Origin of the sequence: Pseudomonas sp. Irchel 3F6 (assembly GCF_900187595.1) — a bacterium.
Taxonomy (GTDB): Bacteria; Pseudomonadota; Gammaproteobacteria; order Pseudomonadales; family Pseudomonadaceae; genus Aquipseudomonas; species Aquipseudomonas siliginis.
On sequence record NZ_FYDP01000006.1, the window covers coordinates 181,774 to 207,157 of the forward strand.

The window sequence follows — 25,384 nt, forward strand, 5'->3', positions numbered from 1 at the left end:
AGCCGGGTGTTGAGCAGAGAACCCCCGATGATCACCAGCAAGCTGCCGAATGTCGGCATCACTATTTTCACGCAGATGTCTCAGCTCGCGGCGCAGACCGGCGCGATCAACCTGTCCCAGGGTTTCCCGGATTTCGACGGCCCGCAGTCGTTGCGTGATGCGGTCGGGCGGCATATCGCCAGTGGCCATAACCAGTATTCGCCGATGACCGGTTTGCCGGCGTTGCGTCAGCAGATCGCGGCCAAGATCGCGCGCAGCTATGGCGTGACAGTCGATGCCGATCATGAAGTGACGGTAACGCCCGGTGCGACTCAGGCAATCTTCTGCGCGATTCAGGCAGTGATTCACAGCGGCGATGAAGTCATCGTGTTCGATCCGTGCTACGACAGCTACGCACCGGCGACAGAATTGGCGGGTGGTCGTTGCGTGCATGTGCAGCTGAATGCGAACGATTTCTCCATCGATTTCGATCAACTCGCAGCGGCCCTCAGTCCGCGGACGAAAATGATCGTCATCAACACCCCGCACAACCCCAGCGGCGCATTGATCAGCCGCGCCGAGCTCGATCAACTGGCGGCGTTGATCCGCGATCGCGACATCTATCTGATCAGCGACGAAGTCTACGAGCACTTGGTGTTCGACGGCGTGCCGCATGTCAGCGTGCTGGCCCATGAAGAGCTGTATCAGCGCGCCTTCGTGGTCAGCTCGTTCGGCAAGACGTACCACGTCACCGGCTGGAAAACCGGCTATGTCGTCGCCCCGCCAGCCCTGACAGCCGAACTGCGCAAGGTGCATCAGTACGTGAGCTTCTGTGGCGTCACACCGCTGCAATACGCGCTGGCCGATTACATGGCCGAGCACCCGGAACACGTTGAAGAGCTGCCGGGTTTCTATCAGGCCAAGCGCGATCTGTTCTGCGATCTGCTTGCGCCGTCGCGCTTCAGCTTTACCCGAGTCACCGGCACCTATTTCCAGTTGGTCGATTATTCGCAGATCCGTCCTGATCTGAACGATGTTGAGATGGCCATGTGGATGACTCGCGAGCACGGTGTCGCGAGCATTCCGGTGTCGGTGTTCTACCAGAATCCACCGCAAGGCCAGCGCCTGATACGCCTGTGCTTTGCCAAACGCGAGGAGACGCTGCGTGAAGCGGCGGCGAAACTATGCGTGATCTGAGTGCATTGCCAGACCTGACCCTGGCGCTGATCCAGACGAGCCTGGCCTGGCACGACCGCCAGGCCAACCTCGAGCATTTTGAGCTGCTGCTGGAGCAGGCCCGTGGCGCCGATCTGATTATCCTGCCGGAGATGTTCACCACCGGTTTTTCCATGGAGTCGGAAACCCTCGCCGAGGCGGAAAACGGCCCGACCAGCAAATGGCTGCGGACGCAGGCAGCGAAGTTCGATGCGGTCATCACTGGCAGCGTGATCATTCAGGCGGCTGACGGCAGCCATCGCAACCGCTTGCTGTGGGCGCGGCCGGACGGCGAAGTGCTGCATTACGACAAGCGTCACCTGTTTCGTATGGCCGGCGAGCACAACCATTACACGCCGGGCGAGCGTCAGGTGCAGTTCGAGCTCAAGGGCTGGCGGATTCGTCCGCTGATCTGCTACGACCTGCGTTTCCCGGTGTGGAGCCGCGACGCGCAGGACACCGATCTGCTGCTGTACACCGCGAACTGGCCGGGCGCACGGCGTCTGCACTGGAACCGCCTGCTGCCGGCACGAGCGATTGAAAATCTCTGCTACGTGGCAGCGGTAAATCGGGTGGGCAGCGATGGCAAAGGCTTCGCGTATACCGGCGACAGTCAGGTGCTGGATTTCCAGGGCGAGACGTTGCTGGCGGCGGGGGAGGCGGATGGCGTGTTCAAGGTGATTGTGGAAGCGGCGCCGTTGGCGGCGTATCGCGAGCGCTTTCCGGCGAACCTGGATGCCGACACTTTCGAGTTCACCTGATACTCCCAGCGCCTGTCAGGACGCCTTCGCGAGCAGGTTCGCTCCCACAGGGAAATGCATTCCAAATGTGGGAGCGAGCCTGCTCGCGAAGGGGCCATAAAAGTCAGCCAGAAACCTGAAGGCAAAAAAAGGCCCCGGAGCTCACACTCCGGGGCCTTTCGCATTTCAGCAGTCGGATTACGCCGCTTTCGCCTCTGGCTGGCTCAGCGAGCGGTTCAGCGCGCTGAACAGTGCCTTGAAACTCGCCGTGGTGATGTTTTCATCGATACCCACGCCGTGCACCGCACGTTCACCGTTCACCCGCAATTCGATATAGGCCGCCGCTTTGGCATTGGTGCCTGCGCCGATCGCGTGTTCGTTGTAGTCCATGATTTCCACCGGAATCGGCAGGCCGGCGACCAGCGCTTCCAGCGCGCCGTTGCCCTTGCCGCGCCAGTGCAGGTTGGTTTCGCCCTGACCTTTGCTGGCTACTTCGACTTCGACGGCGCTGTTGCCGTTCTCTTCCTGCAAACGATGGCTGACGAGCGCATACGGAGTGTTGGCCTGCAGGTATTCGCTGATCAACAGCGAGTGAATCTGCTTGGCCGTCATCTCCAGGCCCAGGCGATCGGTCTCACGCTGCACCACTTGGCTGAATTCGATCTGCATGCGCCGTGGCAGGCTGATGCCGTATTCCTGCTCCAGCAAGTAAGCGATGCCGCCCTTGCCCGACTGGCTGTTGACGCGGATCACCGCCTCGTAGCTGCGACCGATGTCGGCCGGGTCGATCGGCAGGTACGGCACTTCCCACAGGGTGTCCGGTTTCTGCTGGGCGAAGCCCTTGCGGATTGCGTCCTGGTGCGAGCCGGAGAATGCGGTGTGCACCAGGTCGCCAACATACGGGTGGCGCGGGTGCACTTGGATCTGGTTGCACTCTTCGACGACCTTGCGCACGCCGTCGATGTCGGAGAAGTCCAGCTCAGGGTCGACGCCCTGGGTGTACATGTTCAGCGCGACGGTGACGAGGTCGACGTTGCCGGTGCGCTCGCCGTTGCCGAACAGGCAGCCTTCGACGCGGTCGGCGCCGGCCATCAGGCCCAGCTCGGTGGCGGCCACGCCGGTGCCCCGGTCGTTGTGGGTGTGCAGGCTGATGATCACGCTGTCACGACGGTTGATGTTGCGACCAAACCATTCGATCTGGTCGGCGTAGACGTTCGGCGTCGCGCATTCAACCGTGGCCGGCAGGTTGAGGATCATCTTGTGCTCAGGCGTCGGGTTCCACACCTCGATCACGGCGTCGCAGACTTCCTTGGCGAATTCCAGCTCGGTAGCGCTGAAGGTTTCCGGCGAGTATTCGAAGGTCCATTCGGTTTCCGGCTGCATGGCTGCGTATTTGACGAACAGCTTGGCAGCGTTGACGGCGATGGCCTTGATACCGTCCTTGTCCTGGTTGAAGACGATGCGACGGAAAGAAGGCGAGGTGGCGTTGTACAGGTGAACGATGGCTTTCTTCGCCCCGCGCAGGGATTCGAAGGTGCGCTCGATCAGGTCTTCACGGCCCTGGGTCAGTACCTGAATGGTGGTGTCGTCCGGGATGTGGCCTTCTTCGATCAGCGTACGCACGAAGTCGAAGTCGGTTTGCGACGCGGCCGGGAACGACGCTTCGATCTCCTTCACGCCGACCTGCACCAGGGTTTTCCAGAAGCGCAGCTTCTTCGCCGCGTCCATTGGCTCGATCAGCGACTGGTTGCCGTCACGCAGGTCGGAGCTGCACCAGATCGGCGCGGCGTCGATGGTCTTCGACGGCCATGTGCGATCCGGCAGGTTGATGACGGGAAACGCGCGGTATTTCGAAGACGGGTCTTTGAGCATGCTCATCGGGAAATTCCTTGTTGTCTGGGCCGAAAAGAGGCGGCCTGCCGGTTGAACGAATGTTCTTGGAAAAGCGTGGGACGAGGCGCAGCGATTCAGCCTGGCAGTCGTGCGCTGACGAGGCACAGGCTGCGGTGCTGGCGAAGCTGAATGAGGGTGTGAGAGGTTTTCATGGCTTCAACCCTAACCGCGAGGGGAAAGGATGGCAAGCAGTCGAAAAAAATTGAGAGGAATATCCGGAATGCGGGATTTTGCAGGAATTTATTGCGCTTAAGGCGGTGGAAGTTGTTGATGTTTGCGTAAGGCTAGATTGGGGCGCAATTGAGTTTTTGGAGATTTATTGAGTATGGCAGTGTGTTATAGGGCGCCTTCGCGAGCAGACTCGCTCCCACAGGGGATCTTTGTTGTGAGTAAGATCCAGTGTGGGAGCGAGCCTGCTCGCGAAGAGGCCGGTCGCCTCAAAACATACTCAAGGTTGGAAGGCACCAATGAAAATCGCCGGATCCACCCGCGCATCATTCAGGCTGACGTTCCAGTGCATATGCGGCCCGGTTGCCCGGCCGGTCGCGCCGACCTTGCCCACCACCGCGCCGCGCGCCAGTTGCTGGCCGTTCTTCACGTCGATCTTCGACATGTGGCAGAACATGCTGATAAAGCCCTGGCCGTGGTCAACAAACACCGTGTTGCCGTTGAAGAAGTAATTGCCGATCAGAATCACCTTGCCCGCCGCCGGGGTCTTGATGGGCGTGCCCGCTGGCACTGCGAAATCGAGGCCGGCGTGAGGATTGCGCTCTTCGCCGTTGAAGAAACGACGCACACCGAACTTGCTCGACAGCGGCCCGTTGACCGGTTTGTCCAGCAGCAGATTGCTCGGCGTGTTCGGGCTGAAACTGCGGTAAGCCGCGATCTGTTCCGCCAGTTCGCCTTCAATGCGCTTGAGGTTGTCGGCGTTCGGATTGACCTGCTGTTTGTTCTTCAGGGTGATGTGCTGTTCCGGGTATTTCTTGCTGCCCACGGTAAACGGCAAGTTGCGCCCGCCACTGCTGATCTGCTGCGCGCCAGGCTTGACCGTCAGCGGCACGCCGACGATCGCCAGCCAATTGTTCTGCTCTTTGACCACCAGCACCGGTTTGCCCTGATAAGTGGCTTTCGGCGCCTGCGCGGCAGTGCCCAGATTCACCACGGCGACGCCGCCCGGCACCGGTTTGTTCAGCAGCCGAGTGATGTAGCTGTCGGCGTGGGCGTTGAAAGTCAGGCAGAGCAACAGCAGCGGAGCAAGAAAACGCGGCATGGATCAGTCCAGTAAAGAGAGGGTGACGGGCGTCAGGTGATTGTCCTCGACGCGCACTTGCAGTTCGCCTTCGCCGAGTTTGGCTTTCAGGCGCTGGCCGGTGTGGGTCTGCGCAGCGTTGTGGATCGCGTGGCCACGCTCGTCGAGCAGAATGCTGTAACCCCGGCCGAGAGTCGCCAACGGGCTGACCACGTGCAGCGTCTGCATCTGACTGTGCAATTGCTGCCGACGCTGTTTCAGAGCATCGCGCATGGCTCGGGGCAGACGCTCGGCGAGGCTGTCGAGGCGCTGACGAAGCATCGCCAATTGGCGTCCCGGATGTTGCCCGGCGAGACGGGTTTCCAGACGGATCAGGCGTTCTCGACGCGTATTGAGGCTGCGCTCGAATGCGCGGCGCATGCGCATGTCCAGATCATCGAGACGCTGCGCCTGCTGGCGCAGACGTTCGCCGGGATGCCGCAGCCGTCGCGCCATGCCTTCGAGACGCAGGCGATCACGCATCAAGCGGTCACGCATGCGCATCACCAGACGCCGGTGCAGGCTCTCGACCTGACGGATCAGATGGCTGGAATCCGGAGCGAGCAGTTCGGCGGCGGCCGAGGGCGTCGGTGCGCGGACGTCGGCGACAAAATCGCTGATCGAAACATCGGTTTCATGGCCGACGGCGCTGACTATCGGTGTGACACAGGCATCGACCGCGCGCGCCACGGCTTCTTCGTTGAAACACCAGAGGTCTTCCAGCGAGCCGCCGCCACGGGCGAGGATTAGCGCGTCAAAGCCACGGGCATCGGCCATTTTCAGCGCGCGGACAATCTGCGCGGTGGCCTCGCGGCCCTGTACAGCGGTTGGAATCAGAGTCAGTTGCACTTGTGGCGCACGGCGGCGGAATACGCTGATGATGTCGCGAATCACCGCGCCGGTCGGCGAGCTGATGATGCCGATGCGCTGTGGATGGGCGGGCAGCGGCACTTTGCGTTCGGCACTGAACAGGCCTTCGGCGCTGAGCTTTTCCTTCAGCGCATCGAAGGCCAGACGCAGCGCGCCGTCACCGGCCGGCTCCACGGTGTCGAGGATCAGCTGATAGTCGCCACGGCCTTCGAACAGCGAAACCTTGCCGCGCACCTTGACCGCCAGACCATCCTTCAACGCCTGACGTACGCGCGCGGCGTTCTGCCGGAACAGCGCGCAACGCACCTGCGCGCCGCTGTCCTTGAGGGTGAAGTAGACGTGGCCGGACGCCGGGCGCGCGAGGTTGGAGATTTCGCCCTCGACCCAGATGTTGCTGAACACGTCTTCAAGCAACACCCGCGCGCGGCCGTTGAGCTGGCTGACGGTCAGGACTTCACGGTCCAGGCCAAGTCTTGCAAAGGGATCTTTAATCATGGGGCGCAGTTTAAAGGCATTTGCCCGCCAATCACCATGACGCCGCACAAAACCCTGTGGGAGCGAGCCTGCTCGCGAAAGCATTGTGTCAGCGGACAACAACGGGAATGACACTCCGCCTTCGCGAGCAGGCTCGCTCCCACATGGGATCAATTTGATATCTGGTCGTGCTGCCCGCTACTGGCTACAGTCAGCGCGGTCTTATAAAGGATGCGGACGATGAGCGTGATGGAGCTGTTGGGGGCGTGGTCGTGGGGCGCTGGCGGTTGGGCGGTCATCGGGTTGGCCATTGCCCTGGCCTACATCGTCTTCGGCATCGCCGGTTTCGGCACGGCGCTGGTCGCGGGGCCGATGCTGATTCTGTTCATGCCGCTATCGAAAATCGTGCCGCTGCTGGTGCTGCTGGATTTCGTCGCGGCATTCGGTAATCTGCTGCCCTCGCGGCGCGACGTCGCCAAGCCGGAATTGCTCAGGCTGCTGCCGTGCATGGCGATCGGCTGCACGTTGGGGGTGATCTTCCTGCTGAATCTGAAATCCGATCTGTTGCTGCTGTTGATGGGGCTGTTTATCAGTGCCTATGCGGTTTACAGCCTGTGGGTCAAAGCGCGCCCGGCGCAGTTGTCAGCGGCGTGGGCGGTGCCGATGGGCACGGTGGGTGGGTTGTTCGGCGCGTTGTTTGGCAGTGGCGGCTTTCTTTACGCGATCTATCTGAACAGCCGCCTGCCCAAGGAAGCGGCGCGGGCCACGCAAAGCGCGTTGATCAGTTGCAGCACCGTGGTGCGCTTGAGTCTGTTTGTCATCGCCGGTGTGTATGCCGAGCTACCCTTGTTGATGCTGGCGCTGTGTCTGTTGCCGGCGATGGCGCTGGGCTTGTGGATCGGGCGGCGGCTGACCATGAGATTGTCGCGCGAGGCGTTTGTGCGGCTGGTGACTTGGCTGGTGCTGGCCAGCGGGATCGCGTTGATGGTGCGCTATTTCAGCACTTGACCGGATTTCTTCAGGGATTAAGCTGCCGGCCGCAGTTCCTTGTGGGAGCGAGCCTGCTCGCGAATGCGGTGGGTCAGCAACAAAAATGCAGCCTGACACTGCGCTTTCGCGAGCAGGCTCGCTCCCACATTGGAAATCTTAAATACTGGCAGCAGGCTCCACCATGAACTCGCAAAGCATCATCGTCCCGAAAATCTCCACCCTGCCGGTGCACGAGCCCCGGGCGCGGGCGATCGTGCGCTGGCTGGTGCGCAAGAACATCATCGAAGAACAATTGACCACCTGCGGCCGCACCGGCAACCGTATGGCCCACGCCATCGCTGATGGTGCTCGCGCCGTGGTGCTGCACCCGCAAGCGCTGCCGTTCGGCGAGCCGGTCAATGGCCTGGAGATCGTCACCAAACGCTGCATCTACACCCCGGCCAAGGGCTTTCTCGAGGAGGCGGGTTGCGCCGAATGTCGCCGCGAAGTGGGTGAGGCGCTGTTCGAGAGTCTTGAAGACTGGTTTCCAGGCCGCACCGACAATTTCACCTGCCCCGAATGCGGACATGAGGACGACATCAACGGCTTCCTGTTTCTGCAGGAATGCGCGTTTTCCAACCTCGGCTTCATTTTCAACAATTGGCTGGAGGCGGGGTTCAAGCAGAGCTTTATCGACGAGTTCGCCGATTGGCTCGATCAACCTGTCTCTTGGGTCAAGGTGGAGCTGTAGGGCCGGGCTTTTCCATCTATCAATTAGGCTGAGTTTTACATTGAACAGCAGGGGGTGTCTGACTATAATGGCGCGCTTCCATTTTCCCGCTCGGGAGCCCCCGCGATGCTGCGTATCAGCCAAGAAGCTCTGACATTCGACGACATTCTCCTAGTGCCCGGTTATTCCGAGGTACTTCCCAACGAAGTCAGTCTCAAGACCCGTCTTACCCGTGGCATCGAACTGAATATTCCTCTGGTTTCTGCCGCCATGGACACCGTTACTGAAGCCCGTCTGGCAATCGCCATGGCTCAGGAAGGTGGCATCGGCATTATCCACAAGAACATGACCATCGAGCAGCAAGCTGCCGAAGTGCGCAAGGTCAAGAAGTTCGAAGCCGGTGTGGTCAAGGATCCCATCACCATCGAGGCCGATGCCACGGTGCGTGATCTGTTCGAACTGACCCGTCTGCACAATATCTCCGGCGTTCCGGTCCTGCACGATGGCGACCTGGTCGGCATCGTCACCTCCCGCGACGTACGTTTCGAAAACCGTCTGGAAGCCACTGTCCGCGAAGTGATGACGCCTAAAGAGCGTCTGGTCACGGTCAAGGAAGGCGCCGACAAGAACGACGTCCGTGAACTGCTGCACAAGCACCGCATCGAGCGCGTGCTGATCGTCGACGACAAATTCGCCCTCAAAGGCATGATGACCGTCAACGACATCGAAAAAGCCAAGGCCTACCCGCTGGCCAGCAAGGACGATCAAGGTCGTCTGCGCGTTGGCGCTGCGGTCGGCACCGGTAAAGACACCGGTGATCGCGTGACTGCACTGGTCAATGCCGGCGTGGACGTGGTGGTGGTCGACACCGCACACGGTCACTCCAAAGGCGTGATCGACCGCGTACGCTGGGTCAAAGAGAACTTCCCTGAAGTGCAGGTGATCGGCGGCAACATCGCCACCGGCGCTGCCGCCAAGGCCCTGGCCGAAGCGGGCGCCGACGCAGTCAAGGTCGGTATCGGCCCTGGCTCGATCTGCACCACCCGTATCGTCGCTGGTGTCGGCGTACCGCAAATCAGTGCCATCGCCAACGTCGCCGCTGCCCTTGAAGGCACTGGCGTACCGTTGATCGCCGACGGCGGTATCCGTTTCTCCGGTGACCTGTCCAAGGCCATCGTGGCCGGTGCGTCCTGCGTGATGATGGGCTCGATGTTCGCCGGTACCGAAGAGGCCCCGGGCGAGATCGAACTGTTCCAGGGCCGTTCGTACAAGGCTTATCGCGGCATGGGTTCGCTGGGCGCCATGTCCCAGGCTCAGGGCTCGTCCGACCGTTACTTCCAGGACTCCTCGGCAGGCGCCGAGAAACTGGTCCCGGAAGGCATCGAAGGCCGTGTGCCGTACAAAGGCACCCTGAGCGCGATCATTCACCAGTTGATGGGCGGTCTGCGTTCTTCGATGGGTTACACCGGCAGCGCCAACATCGAAGAAATGCGTACCAAGCCCGAGTTCGTGCGGATCACCGGTGCCGGCATGGCCGAGTCCCACGTTCACGACGTGCAGATCACCAAGGAAGCGCCGAACTACCGCGTAGGTTGAGGCTTCCAGCAAAACGTTAAATCACCGGGGCTGTTCATTCAGCCCCGAGTTGTTTCTGATTCACTACATGAGAATGAGTCATGGCCCTCGACATTCACGCTCACCGCATCCTGATCCTCGACTTCGGTTCGCAATACACCCAGCTGATTGCCCGCCGCGTGCGCGAGATCGGCGTGTACTGCGAACTGCACCCGTTCGACATGGACGAAGATGCGATCCGCGAATTCGCCCCTAAAGGCGTCATCCTCGCCGGCGGCCCCGAGTCCGTACACGAAGCCAACAGCCCGCGCTGCCCGCAGGCGGTGTTCGACCTGGGCGTCCCGGTGTTCGGCATCTGCTACGGCATGCAGACCATGGCCGAGCAACTGGGCGGCAAGGTTGAAGGTTCCGAACTGCGTGAGTTCGGTTACGCCCGCGTTGACGTGGTCGGCAAGAGCCGCCTGCTCGACGGCATCGAAGACCACATCGATGCCGACGGCCTGTTCGGCCTCGACGTGTGGATGAGCCACGGTGACAAAGTCACAAAGATGCCGGAAGACTTCCACATCCTCGCCAGCACCCCGAGCTGCCCGATCGCCGGTATGTTCAACGACGACCGCGCTTACTATGGCGTGCAGTTCCACCCGGAAGTGACCCACACCAAGCAGGGCGGGCGCATCCTCTCGCGCTTCGTCCTCGACATCTGCGGTTGTGAAGCCCTGTGGACGCCGTCGAAGATCGCTGAAGACGCCATCGCCAACATCCGCGCCCAGGTCGGCACCGACAACGTGCTGCTGGGTCTGTCCGGCGGCGTTGACTCCTCGGTGGTTGCCGCGCTGTTGCACAAGGCCATCGGCGATCAGCTGACCTGCGTCTTCGTCGACAACGGCTTGCTGCGTCTGCACGAAGGCGAGCAAGTGATGGCCATGTTCGCCGAGAACATGGGCGTCAAGGTGATCCGCGCCAACGCTGAGGAGCAGTTCCTCAACAACCTGGCCGGCGAAGCCGACCCGGAAAAGAAGCGCAAGATCATCGGCCGTACCTTCATCGACGTGTTCGATGCCGAATCCTGCAAGCTGGACAACATCAAGTACCTGGCTCAGGGCACCATCTACCCGGACGTGATCGAGTCGGCTGGCGCGAAAAGCGGCAAGGCCCACGTGATCAAGTCGCACCACAACGTGGGCGGCCTGCCGGAAGAGATGAACCTGAAACTGGTCGAGCCACTGCGCGAACTGTTCAAGGACGAAGTCCGTCGTCTGGGTCTGGAATTGGGCCTGCCGTACGACATGGTCTACCGTCACCCGTTCCCAGGCCCGGGCCTGGGTGTGCGCATCCTCGGTGAAGTGAAAAAGGAATACGCCGACCTGCTGCGTCGCGCCGACCACATCTTCATCGAAGAACTGCGCAAGGCCGATTGGTATCACAAGGTCAGCCAGGCGTTCGTAGTGTTCCAGCCTGTCAAATCGGTCGGCGTGGTCGGCGACGGCCGTCGTTACGCCTGGGTCGTTGCCCTGCGTGCCGTAGAAACCATCGACTTCATGACCGCACGTTGGGCGCACCTGCCTTACGAACTGCTGGAAACTGTCAGCGGCCGCATCATCAATGAAATCGAAGGCATTTCGCGCGTCACTTACGACGTGTCGAGCAAGCCGCCGGCGACGATTGAGTGGGAATGATCCTGCTGCGGTTCGAATAACGAAAAACCCTTGGCGTGAAGCCAAGGGTTTTTTCGTTTCAGGGCCCTGAAAACAGGTCAGGCGGGTAAACGACTTTGCAGGGTCATGCCGAGCTCGATCAGGCGCTCGGCTACTGCGGCGATGTCGCGGAAGACCATGCCGGAGATGCGACGCATCGACTGGTCCCAGATATAAAACCGGCCATCTGCGGTGCAATGCACCCTTGTTTGCACGATGTTGCTGGCGCTGTTGCGCCGCACGAGTGTGTATGTGCTTGGTTCTGTTTTCCGTATCACGAACATGCCATTGCGAGGCAGAAGCTTTTCCAGCGTTGCATCATTCCATGGCGGCACGGGGGCCTTGACCTGCAATCGCAGGTCAGCGAACAGAGGGTCGAAGGCGCTGTTTGTCGTCGCCCCGTTGTAAAACGGGCCGCGAGCGACTTCCACTCCCGGGTCGATCCTGAGGTCGGCCACCTCGTCGGGCCAGACTTCTTCGATGCGCAAACCGATGCCGCCCCGAAGTTCGCTTATGCCTGCCAGATCTCTGAAGGTATTGGTATTCGTGGCATCGACCAGAGCCACCCACTTGCCGGGTCTGTTGAGCAGCTTGTCACGCTCCATGATCTGCGTTGCGAGGCGCGCCTTGATCATCTGCTCTTCGATCGACGTGAGCGGGACTTTCAGCGTGCAGGTTTCTGCTGCATCCAGCCCATGAACCCGGACGCCATTGGCTTGGGCAGCCCGGATCAATTCGAGCATGTTGAACCGGTTCTCAGAGTCAGTGCCCAGGCTGGACAAATAGGTACTGAGGTCTTCTGACATGTCCCCCGACAGGTAGAAATGGTTGAGGTCATCCTGGGCGAAATCACTCAGCAATCCACGCACGTAGAGGGTTTTGATATGCCGCGCGAACGTTGGCATGTTCTCGATCATGAAGCGCGTGCTGGCGATGCGATCGAGGGTTTCACCGACGGCCAGTCCATCGGTATTGGCAAAGATGAGATCAATCAACTCATCGATCTCCATCTGCGGACTGACGGGCGGAATGACCGGGCGCTGGGGCAGGTTGATCCATTTCAACTCCCGGTAGAATGCTTCGGCGTCGTTCAGCAGAGCCGTGCGTTGTTCGCCGAAATGGGCCACGTAGCGGTCGGTAGCCAGCAGATAGCGGCGTCCGGCGCTTGTGGTCTCGGCAGAAGGGTTGGGCAAGTTCATTGCCCATCTTCTCATTCCGGGTATTTCCGTCTCTGAGATACCTTTGAGCTTCGTAGCCGGGCGTAGCGGACACGGAACGCCTGGAAGCGGTTCGACGCGTGGCAGGTCCACCGACGGTGTTGCCTCGGTTGAGCTCACATCAGTCTCCGGCAAACATGCCTTGCCCACGCATTGACCGCCTCCGCGCAGCCGCAGCGCTGGCATGCGCTCCCACTTGCCGGCGCTTCCCAGGCGGACCGGCAACGAATAAGCGAACTGATTGGGACGCTCGGGATTGATGATTGCCCAGTTGCCACCGTCGTGCGAGTCGGCGAAGTAGCGCACGTAATAGGCGGCGCCATCCATTTCGATGGCATGACCGGGTTCTTTGTCGAGGCGGTAGATGCCTTCGTATTTCCCCGGCGTCGCCTCTACAGCGTGTTGCGCAAGTAACTCGTTGCATCGATAGCTGGCCGGTACTTGCGCAAAAGTCGAACCTTGCCGCGGAGCAGGCGTAATCAATGGCTCAGTGACATCGACGAATGCCGTTTCGCCGGGGATTTCGTTTGCCAACTCGCTGGCAGTTTCATTGGACGACGTGACGGGCGGGGGATCCAGAGGCGGCAATGACCGCGAGTCAGCCGAAGTAAGTTCGATCAGCCCGCGCATCTCTTCAGCCTCGGCATACTCAACCTGTGGCCCAACTTCCAACTGCGCGCCAGTGCCAATCAGGAACGGAACATTGAATACGGTTTCGATAGCGCTGAGCACCGCACCGATAACCCCGGCTCTACGCTCGGTCGCCGTAATGCCGTTGATCGCCTGATCGATGTTCAGCCCCGTGTTGACGACGCCCGCCCCAATCAACGGCAAAGCTGCAGGCCAGCCCACGGCCGCCATCGGGCCGAACACTTTCAGCCCGGCGCTCAGATAGCCGGTCCAGAGTTTCTTGCGCAGGTCACTGTTGGACGTGAGCACCAGATGCGCCTCGGCAACCATGCCCGTGCGGGTCGACTCGCTTAACCACGTGAAGGCGTCACCGCTGATCGCAACGTTGCTGCGGTTGATCATTCGATGATCGCTGTGGCCCCAGGTGCTCACCAAACGGTTCATCAGATCAGTGAGGTTCTCGGTGATGTGATTGCTGTCAGCCAGCGAGAAGTGCTTGAGAAACAAAGAGCGTTTCTGCTCTGAATTCATCTGCTCAAGCAGCCACCAGTGCAGATCCGCGGCAGTGTCCATCAGCCGAAAGGCCTGGGCCTGTCCCGGCAGGTAAAGGGTCTGCCGGCCACTGTCTTCGACCAGACGCAGCACGTTGGTGGCAACGTGACCGTCCAGATCCAGCGTGCGCACTTGCGCGCCGACCGGGTACGTCGATCGGAGCATTTGCAGGGTTACCGGCCAGCTTACGGGGCCGATCAGCGAGGTGACGATGCGTTGAAAATCATTGCCGTCAACGTCCCCCTGTTGCAGCGCCTGCACCGCCTGACTGAGGAAGTTGCACTTGGCCAGGGCGCGGAAATCGTCCGACGAGGTTTGCCAGAATTTGGTCAATTGACCGCTGTAACGCGTGCTGAAATCAACGGCCCAGAATGCCTTCAGCACATCGCTGCCAAGCAGTCGCACTTCGTTGCTCTGATTGAAATTCTCCGCGCCCGGGCCATCCGAGTAGAAGCCGCAGTAAAGGCCCAGCAAATCTGCGTTGTCTTGGTCGGTGGCGCGAAATCGATGGACGACCAGTTGCGTGAGGGTGAGCGTTTCATAAGGCTTTTCCAGCAAGTGCTCCCAACCGGTAAAGGTCAGCGTGCTGCTTTGCGCCGTTTTGAAACGATGGAAATAAACCTGGTCGGGATCAAGGCCAGATAGGCCCTTGGCGGTCAGCAGTTCGATCGCGACTAGCCGGGCCTCATCCAGCAGGCTTGGGCAGTTCTGCACAATGGTAGTGGCGATGGCTTTGAGGGCGGTTTTGTCCGCTGCGTTTGGCAGCAGACGACGTTCGGCAGTGGTCATTCGGGTGTTCATCCTTGAGACACAAAGGCAGAAGATGGCCCATGCGCTCAAGGGGAGGGTGTTAGCCGGTTATCGCGTGTTGTCCTTTTGAAAGTGAGCCAATGCCTTCGCAGATATCAAAGATATTCAGACCGAATAAGATCCGTATCGAACGGAGTCAGCCCTTGTTCAGGTGCGAACACCCTCTGCGCCTGCTCTGCAGAGGCCACTCGTTCGCCTCGTGCTCGCACGTGTAAATCGAAAAGCGTGTGCAGGTCCGGCCTTGGTGTATGCACCAGGGCGCGCAGCATCAACGAAACTCCGCTGAGGTTGTTGTCGACGTTGTTCCAGCGGGGCGATGAAGTCAGCCCCAGATCGGCCCAGATCATGCGACGTTCCACCAGGTCCATCACGAATGGCAGGCAGATACTCGTGTCGGAGGCGATATCGATGCGGTCGACTACGGTGCGCGGCTCGAACACTTCGCCAGATGCCGTATCGGCGCGGGCCATCCAGCCCGCGAAGCATTCAGGAAGGTCACAATATGGCTGCCAGGTAAATGAGTTGAGGGACGTGACGACATAGCGGACGCCCTTTTTGACGAGAGCATCAAGGTCGAGGTCGATGAACTCGGAAGCGCCATTAGGCGCGTCGACGATGTCGCCGCTGTGGTAACCGCCATAACCTTTGAGGTTGTAATAGGCGACCGCTTCCTTGAAGACGAAGTCGCTGTCGAAGAAGGCGGCGGACAAGTCGATGTCCGTGCGGTCACGACCGTTCTTCCACCACAGGAATAGGCGAATGAATCGCGTATCGGGCATTGGCAAGCGACTGCCGCGTACAAGTGTTCGCAGTGACTTCGCTGCGGCGCGCTGTGCCAATGGCACCCGGTATTCGCGCAATGCCGGATCGACAAAGCAGCGGCCCAGCGGTGGCAGCGACGCGAAACGTGCGATCAGGGCGTTCTCGCAAATCTGTGCGGCACGTGCCAATACCTGCGGTGCGATCGACTCTCGACGATCAGCAGTGCCGAAGACTTTCGCCAGCGCTCCTTTAGGTGTGAACGCTCGCAAGGGCAGGGGGCGCGGGGCATTTACCTGGGCCAGTAATTGCAGCAGCACAGGTGAGGACACTTGCGCCGCGACAGCCGCAAAGGCGTCGAGCACCGCGTCCGGTTCTGTGGCACGCCGTAACATCACGTCCAGACGGCGCGCGAATTCTCCGGGACGATCCTGCAGCACCGACGTAAGCGCGGCGATCTGGCGTTGGGCAAGCATGGTTTCGACACGCGACCCGAACGAGGCCGGCGGATCATTGCGTCGCGCTGCGGTGATGGCCGCAAATGCTCGCGGATACTTCTCAGCGTAATCGCCTGGATGCAGGACTTCGGCCAGACGTTTCCAGCGTTCGGCCTGGCGCATCACATCCTCGGTAGCGTTGGGCATGCGGTCGAGCAGGCGCAACAGCTTGCGACGCATCGAACGTTTCATTTTGCTAAAGCGCGTCAACGCTGTCGCCAGCGACACGTCTCCACCATGCAGTGCGATCGCCACGCGCAGCACGTCCGTCGCCGTTTCGACATTTTGCTCAAGGAAAGCCTCAACCTGTGCATCGTCGCCGATATGCAGGATTAGCGCGCCGCCAACGAGCGCGCGAATCTCGCGAAACGGAACGGTCTCGGGCAGTAGACGGAACACATCGCTTTTGTACGTTCGGATAAACCAGCTGACATCCGCAGCTTCCTCTTCGGACAGCGAGGTGCGCGATGAGACCAGCGGCTCGAGCAATGCCTCGAACTCGCCGACACTTCCCGGTTCGATGACCCAATGGATGAAGTTGCCTTCAAGCATGGCTGGCCGAACCTGTTCGCTGGGTGGCAGGCGCCGAAGTGTGTGGTAGTGAATGACGGCGTTGAGATACAACTCCGCCTCTGTCGCTTCGAGGACTTGATTGGGGAAGTCAGGATAAAACGGTCGGTGATGTACATGAGCACCGCTGCGACGGCGCAGGACTCGAATGACTTCACGCAGCCAGTTCTTGAGTTCTACCGCAGAGAGCATGCCGATTCGCTCGATCAGCGGTTCAGAGAGTACATATCGAAACGCCGCGACTTCTTTGACCGCTGATGCGACCTGCGCGCGCGTGGCTCCGCCAGAGCCGGCAGGGACGTGAAGTTTTGTACGGCGCCGCAGGAACAGCTCCTGATTGATCATGATTTCTTCCTTGGTCGCCGTTTCCAGTGAGCTGATGCTCACCTGTGCAATCGATACGAAAACGCCTGCAATAAGCAGGCGCGGTGTGGAGAGCGGAACCCCTAGTTCATGGAGGATAGAAGGAAGGTGTTCCATAGCCACGGCGGCATACTACCGGAGGTCATCGCGGCTTGTCAGCCAATCACATATTTTGAAATGGGCTCGCCTGTTGGCGAACGTCAGCGCCGCGCCACATCCGAAAAATAGAACTTGTCCAGCGTATGCCGCGATTCGGTGTACTCGAACTGGCGGCCGTCCTGCAGGAAGGTCTGGTTGCTGACCACGATGACATGGCTCTGGCCGTCGAGGTCCAGATGGTGGTGGTCGTCCTTGCTGCACGGCACGGCTTCGATGGTGCGCTGGGCGTAGGCGATCTGCAGTTGCAGGGTCTGTTCGATGTGGGCGTAGATCGAATGTTCGGCGATGTCTGCAGACAGGTCGGGAATCACCTCGCTGACGAAGTGGTTGATGTCGAGGATGACGCGTTTGCCGTCGATGCGCCGCACCCGCTTGATCCGGGTGATCGGGCTGCCGGGCTCGGCATTGATATGTTCAAGCAGCGCACCTTCCAGCGGCACCTGACACATCTCGACCACTTCGGTGCTGACGTCGTTGCCCAGTCGCGGGTGGGTCTCCTGGAAACTGACGATGCCGCCGAGCTGGAATTCGATCGGGTTGGTCGCCAGCACGAACGCGCCTTTGCCGTGAATCTTCTGAGCGAAACCGCGTTCCTGCAACTGGTCGATGGCCTTGCGTACCGTGCCACGGCTGGCCTGATAGGTGTCCATCAGCTCGGTTTCGGAAGGCAGCCGGGCGCCGCGCTCCAGGCGCTGCGTGGTGATGCTGGCAAGCAAATCGCTGTAGATCTGGTTGTATTTGCTCATGGCTGGACTCTGTGCCGACGGTGCTCAAAACCCCGAACCTTAAGGGCAGGGTAGGGGTTTGTCCATGCGGACGAAGGAAAACATCTTAGGTCAGAGTAGGAAGAATCCGCATTTTTCTGATGTTCATCCACGGACGCAAACTCGTACAGACGAGTTGTTGCATTAACTCGTACAGACGAGTATTTTTCCTCTCGGCGTGCTGCCAATAACAACAATCCACGACGGAAGAACAAGCATGAGCCATGACTACCCGAACATCGCCAAGGAGCTGCTGGAAAGCCTCGGTGGCCGCGACAACATCGAGCAGGCGGCGCATTGCGTGACGCGTTTGCGCCTGGCGCTGAAGAACCCCGCGCTGGTGAATGTGGCCGCGCTCAATGGCGTCGATCTGGTCAAGGGTTCGTTCTTCACCGGCGGCTTGTATCAAGTGGTCATCGGCCCGGGTGATGTTGAAAAGGTTTATGCCGAACTGCGCCAGCAGACGGGCCTGGCGGCATCGACCATCGCCGACGTTAAACAGAAAAGCGCCGAGAAGATAAACGCCATGCAGCGGCTGGTGCGGGTGTTTTCCGATGTGTTCATGCCGATCCTGCCGGCGCTGATCATTGCCGGCCTGTTGATGGGCATCAACAACCTGCTCGGTGCCAAGGGCATGTTCATCGAGGGCCAGACCCTGCTGGATGCCTATCCCAACCTCGACGGGTTGTGGAGCCTGATCAATCTGATGGCCAACACCTCGTTCGTGTTCCTGCCTGCGCTGGTCGGCTGGTCGGCGGCCAAGCGTTTCGGCGGCAGCGAAATCCTCGGCATTGTCCTCGGTCTGATGCTGGTACACCCGGACCTGCTCAATGCCTGGAATTACGGCAAGGCCGTGGCCGGGCTGGACGGGCAGCAACTGCCGTACTTCGACATCCTCGGCCTGTTCCAGGTGGAAAAGGTCGGCTACCAGGGGCAGATCCTGCCGATCCTGCTGGCGGCGTACGTGATGAGCGTCATCGAAAAATGGTTGCGGGCGCGAGTGCCCAACGCCGTGCAGTTGCTGGTGGTGCCGATCACCACCATCGTTGTCACCGGCGTGCTGGCGCTGGCAATCATCGGCCCGGTGACCCGGCATATCGGCATCTACATCACCGAAGGGCTGGTGATGCTGTTCGATCTGGCGCCGTTGGTGGGCGGTCTGATTTTCGGTTTGCTGTATGCGCCGCTGGTAATCACCGGCATGCACCACATGTTCCTCGCCGTGGATCTGCAACTGATCTCCAGCCAGGGCGGCACCTTCATCTGGCCGATGATCGTCATGTCCAATCTGGCGCAGGGCAGTGCGGCCCTGGCGGTGTTCTGGATGACGCGCAATGCGCGGGACAAGAGCATGGCCTCGACCTCGGCGATTTCTGCGTATTTCGGCATCACCGAGCCGGCGATGTTCGGTGTCAACCTGCGCTACAAGTTTCCGTTCTACGCCGCGCTGGCCGGTTCGGCGCTGGGCTGCATGTTCCTCTCGCTGAACAAGATCCAGGCCTCGGCCATTGGCGTTGGTGGCCTGCCCGGTTTCATCTCGATCATTCCGCAGTTCATCCCGATGTTCGTCATCGGGATGCTGATCGCTATGCTCGTGCCGTTTGCCCTGACCTGCGTGCTGAGCATGAAGATCATCCGCCCGGGTTACCGGGTTGCCTGAAATTCAACTGTAGGAGCTGCCGGAGGCTGCGATCTTTTGATCTTGCCTTTCAAAATCGAAAGATCGCAGCCTCCGGCAGCTCCTACAGAGATCGTAAAATTCAAGAGGGAAATCCGCCATGCAAGACTGGCAACGTTCGGTGATCTACCAGATCTACCCGAAGAGCTTTCACAGCCATGCCGGCAACGCCACCGGCGATCTGCTCGGCATCGTCGCCAAGCTCGATTACCTGCAATGGCTGGGAGTCGATTACCTGTGGATCACGCCGTTCCTGCGCTCGCCGCAGCGCGACAACGGCTACGACATCAGCGACTACTACGCGGTCGATCCGAGCTACGGCAGCATGGCCGACTGTGAACTGCTGATCGCCGAAGCGGGCAAACGCGGGATCAAGCTGATGCTCGACATCGTGGTCAACCACACCTCGATCGAGCACGTCTGGTTCCAGCAGGCCCGCAGCAGCCTCGACAACCCTTACCGCGACTTCTATATCTGGCGCGACCAGCCGAACAACTGGGAATCCAAATTCGGCGGCTCGGCCTGGGAGTACGAAGCGCAGACCGGCCAGTATTATCTGCACCTGTTCGACCACACCCAGGCGGATCTCAATTGGGACAACCCCAAGGTCCGCGACGAAGTGTTCAAGATGATGCGCTTCTGGCGCGACAAGGGTGTGGGTGGTTTTCGTCTGGACGTGATCAACCTGATCTCGAAACCGGCGGACTTCCCCGAGGACGACAGCGATGGTCGGCGCTTCTACACCGACGGGCCGAACGTGCACACCTACTTGCAGCAGATGCACCGCGAAGTCTTCGAAGGGCATGAGCTGATCAATGTCGGAGAAATGTCTTCGACCCGCCTCGAACATTGCATTCGTTACTCCAACCCGCAGTCGAAAGAACTGTCGATGACCTTCAACTTTCATCACCTGAAGGTCGATTACCCGAATCTGCAGAAGTGGGTGCGCGCCGATTTCGATTTCCTCCAGCTCAAGCAGATTCTCTCCGACTGGCAGACCGGCATGCAGGCGGGTGGCGGCTGGAATGCGCTGTTCTGGTGTAACCACGATCAGCCACGCGTGGTCTCGCGGTTTGGCAATGACGGCGAGTACCGCGAGCTGTCGGCGAAGATGCTCGGCACTGCGCTGCACTTTCTGCAGGGCACGCCCTTCGTTTATCAGGGCGAAGAATTGGGAATGACCAATCCGGGGTTCGAGAGCATCGAGCAATACCGTGACGTCGAGACCCTGAATATCTTTCGCCTCAAGCGTGAAGCCGGGGCAAGCGACCTCGACAACATGGCGGCGATCATGCAGAAGTCCCGCGACAACGGGCGCACGCCGATGCACTGGCACGCCGGGCACAACGCCGGCTTCACTCGCAGCGACCCATGGATCGGCGTGCCGGCCAATGCCGCACAGATCAACGTCGCGCATCAACTGCACGACCCGGAATCGGTGCTGCATCACTATCGGCGCCTGATCGCTTTGCGCCGCACTGAAGCGTTGATCTCCGATGGCGTCTATCGCCAACTACTGCCGGAGCATCCACAGGTCTGGGCGTACCTGCGCGAGGGGACGGGAGAACGCTTGTTAGTGGTGAACAATTTCTATGGCACTGCCTGTGAGGTCGAGCTACCGGCGCTGATCGGCGAAGCCCAGGAGCAGCGCCTGCTGATCAGCAACTACCCGGACTGCCCGCAACGCACGAGTTTGCTGCAGTTGCGACCTTACGAATCCTTCGTGCTGCACCTGACCGACCCCTGATTTTTTAACTGAATAACAACCTTTGAAAAAACACGCAGAACGCTGCGCGGGGGATTTGTGCGCGCTGAATTCCTGCAACCACACAATAAAAACAACGGGTGGCATATATGAGAGCAACCATAAATTACAGCCTGGCAGTCGCGGGGATTTGTCTGGCAATGCCCACGTCCTCACAGGCGCTGGAGTTCGGCGGCTATCTGCGCAGCGGTGTCGGTACTTCGGTCAACAGCAGCAGCCAGTCGTGTTTCCAGTTGCCCGGCGCGCAGACCAAATATCGCCTCGGTAACGAGTGCGAGCAGTACGGTGAGCTCGAGCTGCGCCAGGATCTGTACACCCTCGACGACGGCTCGGTGCTGAGCGTCGACGGCATGGCATCGCTGTACAACCGCTACGACCGCAGCCTGACGTTCAAGGAAAACAACGGCTCGACTCGCCTGCCCCAGGCTTACGCGCAATGGTCGGCGATGCCCGCGCTCAACGGCGGCTCGCTGTGGGCCGGGCGGCGTTACTACAAACGTAACGACATCCATATTTCCGATTTCTATTACTGGAACCAGAGCGCCACCGGTGCAGGCATTGAAGACGTGTTGCTCGGTGGCCTGAAATACAGCTACGCCTTTTCGCGCAAGGACAACCTTTACCAAAAGGATTACATCAACCGCCACGACTTCAACGTCGGCGGTTTCAACAGTAACCCGGGCGGTGAACTTGAGTTCGGCCTCAGCTACATCGACAAGCCCGACAGCCGCGACGCCCACCGTGGCTGGGCGATTACCACTCAGCACGTGCAGCAGGACTTTCTCGGCGGCAAGAACAAACTGGCGCTGCAATACGGTGAAGGGCCGGGCACCGGATTGGGCTATACCGGTAACGTCAGGCTCGATGACCGCAACAAGAGTTATCGCATCGTCGAGTTCTTCGACTGGCAACTGACGCCACGTTTTGGCGGACAATTCCAGGCGGTGTATCAGAAAGACATTCGTCAGGGCGACGCCGACCAGAACTGGCTGTCACTCGGTGTGCGCCCGGCCTATGCACTGAGCGAGCAGTTCAAACTGGTGACCGAACTGGGTCACGATCAGGTCGAGGCGGCGGACGGCACGCGCAAGCTGAGCAAGTTCACCTTTGCACCGACCTGGTCACCAAAAGGCCCGGAATTCTGGGCGCGGCCCGAAGTACGTCTTTATTACACCTATGCCAGCTGGAACCAGGCAGCCAAGCGTGCCGCCAACCTGTTGGCCAAAGGTTCGGCGCTGTCCGACACCGGCGCCTTCGGCAACGCACGGCACGGGGCCAATGTCGGGCTGCAGGTTGAATACTGGTGGAAATAAGCAAAGCGGCTGCGACCGCTCATTCAATCAATACACGCTCAGGTGATGTCATGGCCACACCCCAACAATTGCAGCTGCTGGCTCCTTTATCCGGCGTGCTGATGGCGCTGGACCAGGTGCCCGACCCGGTGTTTGCCGGGCGGATCATCGGCGACGGTTTGTGCATCGACCCGACTTCGTCAACGCTCTGCGCACCGCTTGCAGGTGTGGTCAGCGACGTGCAGGCCAGCGGGCATGCGCTCACCATCACCAGTGATGCGGGTGTTCAGGTGTTGATGCATATCGGCCTGGACACGGTGAATCTCGCCGGCGAAGGATTCACCCGCCGCGTTGACGCGGGGCAGCGGGTCGAAGCGGGGCAGGCGCTGATCGACTTCGATGCTGACTACATTGCCCTGCACGCGCGCAGTTTGTTGACCTTGATGCTGGTGGTCAGCGGCGAGCCGTTCGATTCACTCGTTGGCTCAACCGGGTTGGTCGAGGTGGGCCAGCCAGTGCTTGACGTCGTGGTCGGCGCAGCCGCCGGCGAACATCCTGCGCCGGTGCCGGGCGACGCGGTGTTCTCGCAGCCGATCCATCTGCCCAATCCCAATGGCCTGCACGCGCGGCCGGCGGCAGTATTCGCCCAAGCGGCCAAAGCATTTTCAGCGACCATCCATCTGCACAAGCTGCAAGCTCAAGCCAACGGCAAATCCCTGGTGGCGATCATGGCGTTGCAAACGGCTCATGGCGACAGTGTGCAGGTCAGCGCCGAAGGCGAAGATGCCGTAGCCGCCGTCGATGCGCTGACACGCTTGCTGAGCGAAGGCTGTGGCGAAGCGGTCAAAGCGCCCGCGCCGGTCGAAGTCGATGCAGCAGAAATGCCGAACATCCTGCGCGGTGTCTGCGCCTCGCCCGGTTCGGCGTTGGGGCAAGTCATGCAGATTGTCGAAGCGTCGCTCATGGTCAACGAGTTCGGCGCCGAGCCGCCAGTTGAACTGGAGGCGTTGAGCCAAGCCCTGATCGAAGCCGACATGGCCCTGCAGCATCTACGCGACACCGCCAGCGGCCTAGCGCAGGCGGAGATCTTCAAGGCGCATCAGGAACTGCTGGCCGACCCGAGCCTGCTGGATCAGGCCCGGGCGCTGATCGACGCGGGCAACAGCGCGGCGTTTGCCTGGAAGACCAGCACCGACGCAACGGCGGCGATGTTTCGCTCGCTGGGCAATGCCTTGCTGGCCGAGCGCGCGGCGGATCTGGATGATGTCGGCCAGCGCGTGCTGAAGCTGATCCTCGGTGTTCACGAGCAAGCGCTGGAGTTGCCGGACGACACCATTCTGATCGCCGATCAGCTGACCCCGTCCCAGACCGCCGGACTCGATACGCGCAAGGTGCTTGGGTTTGCCACCGTCGGCGGTGGCGCCACCAGCCATGTCGCGATCCTCGCGCGAGCCTGCGGTTTACCGGCGATCTGCGGCATGCCGGCGCAAATGCTCGGGCTCGGCAACGGCACGCGGGTGCTGCTCGATGCCGATAAAGGCGAATTGCAGTTGCACCCGGACGCCGAGTCCATTGATCAATTGCGCACGCGGCATGAGCGCCAGCGCCAGCGTCATCAGCAGGAGCTGGCGCAGGCCAGCGAGGCGGCCTGCACCCGTGACGGTCAGCACATCGAAGTCACCGCCAACGTTGCCTCGCAGGGCGAAACCGCCCAGGCCATGGAGCTGGGCGCGAGTGGCGTGGGGCTGCTGCGTTCGGAATTTCTCTACCTGGGCCGTCAACAGGCGCCGAGCCATGACGAACAGGTGGCCACTTATAGCGCCATCGCGCGCACCATCGGGCCGGCACACAATCTGGTGGTGCGCACCCTCGATGTCGGTGGCGACAAGCCGCTGGCCTACGTGCCGATGGACAGCGAAACCAATCCCTTCCTTGGTTTGCGCGGCATTCGTCTGTGCCTTGAGCGACCGCAACTGTTGCGCGAGCAGTTCCGTGCAATCCTCGCCTGCTGTGAACTGACGCGTCTGCACATCATGTTGCCGATGGTCACGAATTTGGCCGAACTGCGTCTGGCGCGGCAGATTCTCGAGCAAGAAGCGCGGGTGCTGGGCCTGGCGCACCTGCCAAAGCTGGGAATCATGATCGAAGTGCCTGCCGCTGCGCTGATGGCCGATGTGCTGGCGCCGCACGTGGATTTTTTCTCCATCGGCACCAACGACCTCACCCAATACACCCTGGCCATGGACCGCGATCATCCGCGTCTGGCCAGTCAGGCGGACAGCTTTCATCCCTCGGTACTGCGCCTGATTGCCATGACGGTGAAGGCTGCGCATGCCCACGGCAAATGGGTCGGCGTCTGCGGCGCCATGGCGTCTGAACGCCTTGCCGTGCCGCTGCTGCTGGGGCTGGGTGTGGATGAGCTGTCAGTAAGTGTGCCGTTGATTCCGGCGATCAAGTCGGCGGTGCGCGAGGTGAATCTGGCCGACTGTCGAATCATCGCCGAACAGGTCTCGAACCTGGAAAGCGCCGCCGACGTGCGCGAAGCCTTGCAGCGGTTTCATGAGGCGAAAGTCGATGCCTCGCCGGTAATGGAGAATTGAACATGTTCGACAAATTGCAGCAGGCATTCTGGAAAGCACTGACACCGGATCTGGTCCCGGATGAGGTGAAAGCCGTCGCCGAACCGATTGCCGGCCTGAGCGCCGAGATTGTTGCGGCGCTGGGCGGTGTGGATAACCTCAAGTCGCAGCAACCGGTGGCGCTGACTCGGGTGCGCGTGGCGCTGCACGACGCGGCACGGGTCGACCGTCAGGCCCTGAGTGTGGCCGGTGTGGCGGGCGTCATGCCGCTTGAGGGCGGCGTGCTGCACCTGATTACCGGGCTGCGCGCATAAGGCCG

The 25,384-nt window shown here is 60.5% G+C and carries 17 protein-coding genes; 11 read left to right on the plus strand and 6 right to left on the minus strand.

The window, feature by feature from the left end; genetic code table 11:
• The first annotated feature begins 27 nt into the window (after positions 1-27).
• Positions 28-1,176, plus strand: a complete 1,149-nt coding sequence (locus CKW30_RS20260) for a pyridoxal phosphate-dependent aminotransferase (protein ID WP_095181710.1) — start codon at positions 28-30, stop codon at positions 1,174-1,176.
• Positions 1,164-1,955, plus strand: a complete 792-nt coding sequence (locus CKW30_RS20265) for an amidohydrolase (protein WP_095181711.1) — start codon at positions 1,164-1,166, stop codon at positions 1,953-1,955. Before CKW30_RS20260 ends, CKW30_RS20265 begins: the two co-directional genes overlap by 13 nt.
• A 177-nt stretch (positions 1,956-2,132) precedes the next feature.
• Here the strand turns inward: CKW30_RS20265 and leuA are convergent, their stop codons facing one another.
• The 3 genes from leuA to xseA all read right to left on the minus strand — a co-directional run bounded on the left by leuA (position 2,133) and on the right by xseA (position 6,480).
• Positions 2,133-3,812 (minus strand): 2-isopropylmalate synthase, encoded by a 1,680-nt coding sequence (gene leuA, locus CKW30_RS20270; protein WP_016773339.1) that lies wholly within the window; start codon positions 3,810-3,812, stop codon positions 2,133-2,135.
• Positions 3,813-4,275: 463 nt separating this feature from the next.
• Positions 4,276-5,097, minus strand: coding sequence for a peptidoglycan DD-metalloendopeptidase family protein (locus CKW30_RS20280; RefSeq protein WP_056790148.1), 822 nt, complete (start codon positions 5,095-5,097; stop codon positions 4,276-4,278).
• Between the two features lie 3 nt (positions 5,098-5,100).
• On the minus strand, positions 5,101-6,480 hold the full coding sequence (xseA, locus tag CKW30_RS20285) for an exodeoxyribonuclease VII large subunit (protein WP_056790145.1): 1,380 nt from the start codon (positions 6,478-6,480) through the stop codon (positions 5,101-5,103).
• 219 nt (positions 6,481-6,699) lie between these two features.
• Here xseA and CKW30_RS20290 point away from each other — a divergent pair, with 219 nt between their 5' ends.
• The 4 genes from CKW30_RS20290 to guaA all read left to right on the plus strand — a co-directional run bounded on the left by CKW30_RS20290 (position 6,700) and on the right by guaA (position 11,412).
• Complete coding sequence (locus CKW30_RS20290) at positions 6,700-7,467, plus strand: sulfite exporter TauE/SafE family protein (RefSeq protein WP_095181712.1); 768 nt, start codon at positions 6,700-6,702, stop codon at positions 7,465-7,467.
• A 163-nt stretch (positions 7,468-7,630) separates the two neighbouring features.
• On the plus strand, positions 7,631-8,179 hold the full coding sequence (locus CKW30_RS20295; RefSeq protein WP_041479923.1) for a sugar ABC transporter ATPase: 549 nt from the start codon (positions 7,631-7,633) through the stop codon (positions 8,177-8,179).
• Between the two features lie 105 nt (positions 8,180-8,284).
• Positions 8,285-9,754, plus strand: coding sequence for an IMP dehydrogenase (guaB, locus tag CKW30_RS20300; protein WP_016773343.1), 1,470 nt, complete (start codon positions 8,285-8,287; stop codon positions 9,752-9,754).
• Between the two features lie 80 nt (positions 9,755-9,834).
• Positions 9,835-11,412 carry a glutamine-hydrolyzing GMP synthase gene (guaA, locus tag CKW30_RS20305; RefSeq protein WP_016773344.1) on the plus strand — a complete coding sequence of 526 codons (1,578 nt, stop codon included), beginning with the start codon at positions 9,835-9,837 and terminating at the stop codon, positions 11,410-11,412.
• A gap of 77 nt (positions 11,413-11,489) precedes the next feature.
• On the opposite strand, the gene CKW30_RS20310 is transcribed toward guaA, so the two are convergent.
• The 3 genes from CKW30_RS20310 to treR form a co-directional block, all read right to left on the minus strand.
• Positions 11,490-14,618: a membrane-targeted effector domain-containing toxin gene (locus CKW30_RS20310; RefSeq protein ID WP_095181713.1), complete on the minus strand. Its 3,129-nt coding sequence runs from the start codon at positions 14,616-14,618 to the stop codon at positions 11,490-11,492.
• Positions 14,619-14,734: 116 nt separating this feature from the next.
• A complete protein-coding gene (locus CKW30_RS20315; RefSeq protein ID WP_252878846.1) occupies positions 14,735-16,852 on the minus strand; it encodes a TerD family protein in 2,118 nt (705 codons plus the stop codon).
• A 176-nt stretch (positions 16,853-17,028) separates the two neighbouring features.
• Positions 17,029-17,733, minus strand: a complete 705-nt coding sequence (gene treR, locus CKW30_RS20320) for a trehalose operon repressor (RefSeq protein WP_041479920.1) — start codon at positions 17,731-17,733, stop codon at positions 17,029-17,031.
• A 235-nt stretch (positions 17,734-17,968) separates the two neighbouring features.
• Here treR and treP point away from each other — a divergent pair, with 235 nt between their 5' ends.
• The 5 genes from treP (at position 17,969) to CKW30_RS20345 (ending at position 25,379) form a co-directional block, all read left to right on the plus strand.
• On the plus strand, positions 17,969-19,411 hold the full coding sequence (gene treP, locus CKW30_RS20325) for a PTS system trehalose-specific EIIBC component (protein ID WP_095181714.1): 1,443 nt from the start codon (positions 17,969-17,971) through the stop codon (positions 19,409-19,411).
• Between the two features lie 118 nt (positions 19,412-19,529).
• Positions 19,530-21,176 (plus strand): alpha,alpha-phosphotrehalase, encoded by a 1,647-nt coding sequence (gene treC / locus CKW30_RS20330; RefSeq protein WP_095181715.1) that lies wholly within the window; start codon positions 19,530-19,532, stop codon positions 21,174-21,176.
• 107 nt (positions 21,177-21,283) lie between these two features.
• Positions 21,284-22,507, plus strand: a complete 1,224-nt coding sequence (locus tag CKW30_RS20335; RefSeq protein ID WP_095181716.1) for a carbohydrate porin — start codon at positions 21,284-21,286, stop codon at positions 22,505-22,507.
• 50 nt (positions 22,508-22,557) lie between these two features.
• A complete protein-coding gene (gene ptsP / locus CKW30_RS20340) occupies positions 22,558-25,086 on the plus strand; it encodes a phosphoenolpyruvate--protein phosphotransferase (protein ID WP_095181717.1) in 2,529 nt (842 codons plus the stop codon).
• 2 nt (positions 25,087-25,088) lie between these two features.
• On the plus strand, positions 25,089-25,379 hold the full coding sequence (locus CKW30_RS20345) for a PTS transporter subunit EIIB (protein ID WP_095181718.1): 291 nt from the start codon (positions 25,089-25,091) through the stop codon (positions 25,377-25,379).
• Positions 25,380-25,384 lie beyond the last annotated feature (5 nt).